The organism is Ammoniphilus soli, from assembly GCF_040813775.1.
The window spans coordinates 1-1,623 of record NZ_JBEGDL010000120.1 but is presented as its reverse complement, the minus strand read 5'-3'; the positions used below and the strand labels follow the sequence as shown (position 1 = coordinate 1,623).

Genomic DNA, 1,623 nt, shown 5'->3' with positions numbered 1-1,623 from the left:
CGCGGAGACAGTTCAATATATTCAAATCCCAATTCCGCCGCCTTCTCTACCATTTTAGGAATAGGAAGGTGTCTGTACATATAAGGATCTAATGCAATCTTCATATTACTTACCTCCTACTAGACTCAAATTTTTATCATAAAAAGCAGGGCGTTCCGGCAAAGAAATGGAAACGATCAGACCCGAATCTCTCGCTTCAAGACAAGCATCAGCAGTCACGGCAGCCGCATAGCCATCCCAAGCTGTCGGTCCATTCACTTCGCCTTTAAGAGTGGAGTTAATCCAATCTTGCAGTTCAACATCATAGGACTCGATAAAACGCTCTTTCCAATCGGTCAAAATCTCAGTAGAAAGCTTCGCTTCACTGCGCAATAGTACGCTGGATGGCTCAGGCAAGTTAGCGATACCTGTTTCTCCTACCACTTGGCATTGAATGTCATAGCCGTATTGGCAATTAACGAATATCTCTCCATTAATCCGAACGCCCTTGGCCGTTTCTAGCAATACGATCAACGGATCCTGCAGATGCTCCAAAGCGTTTCGTGTTTTTCTAGGGGAAACGATCTGAACAGACACATAGTCATCATTCAGCAGCCAACGCAATACATCAATTTCGTGAATAAAAGTATCAACGATGGCCATATCACGCGTATAGGAAGCCGGAACGGTTGGGTTTCTATGTGCACAATGAACCATTAACGGTTCTCCGATTTTCCCGCTGTCAATCACATTCTTCAATGCACGATAGCCTTGATCATAACGGCGCATATAGCCTACTTGAACCAAAGGCCTGCCGAAAGCGATTTCCGCTTCAACAATCCGCTTGCAGCCTTCTGCTGTTGTAGCAAGCGGCTTTTCGCAGAATACGGGCTTGCCAACGGCAATGGAAGCTAACACAAACTCTTCATGGGTTGGTCCCCAAGAAGTGACTAAGATAGCATCTACTTCAGGAGCATTAATAAGATCATGTCCATTTTCGTAAACCTTGGCATTAAGCTTTTGATTTTTGACTACATTATGGGCTTGCTCTGCATTCACATCTGTCACAGCTACAATCTCCGCACCTGATAGGGTGTTTGTAATTCGACGAATGTGATCCTGGCCAATCGCTCCTGTACCGATAACTCCAACTCTTAAAGTCATGAGATGAATCCCCCTTTTGGTTATAAACCGCATTTGCGAAGTATCTGAAACCGCTTTTAATTGTTAACCGATTACCTTGAAAATAACTTAAGTAATTCAGATTCTTTACCGGTATTGTGGATATAGTAGGTGAATTACTTATAATTTAAGGTAATCGATTACCTTATTAATCATATTTTAATTCAGATTCTTTAAAAATTCAATCGATATTTTTTTGTTTTTCTAAGTTTTTTATCTAATTTTAATTTAGTAAATATAAGCTTCTGTCGAGGAGATTTCGAGAGCCAAATATGAAACGATTACTTAACGATCAGAGCAGGAACGTTTGCATGCTGAACAACGATCTTTGAACACAGCATGACCAGCACCAGCCTTTTTGGGGTTTATGAAATCTTCCTTACGCTTTACCCGCACTCCCGAACTCTCGCATCTTTCCTTTCACATTGTCCTTAATGGCTTCTCTGGCTGGCCCAAGGTATT

1 protein-coding gene and 1 pseudogene are annotated in these 1,623 nt (G+C 41.9%); both read right to left on the bottom strand.

Annotated elements, in window-relative coordinates:
• A pseudogene (locus ABLT31_RS38580) lies at positions 1–104 on the bottom strand (sugar phosphate isomerase/epimerase); the annotation flags it as partial.
• Between the two features lies 1 nt (position 105).
• The gene (iolG, locus tag ABLT31_RS38575; protein ID WP_367761007.1) at positions 106–1,143 is read right to left on the bottom strand and encodes a bifunctional inositol 2-dehydrogenase/D-chiro-inositol 1-dehydrogenase; all 1,038 of its coding nucleotides are present in this window, start codon (positions 1,141–1,143) and stop codon (positions 106–108) included.
• Positions 1,144–1,623: the final 480 nt, after the last annotated feature.

Excerpts from the sequence above, each read along its gene's own strand:
- iolG (WP_367761007.1), bottom strand. The coding sequence starts at position 1,143 with ATGACTTTAAGAGTTGGAGTTATCGGTACAGGAGCGATTGGCCAGGAT.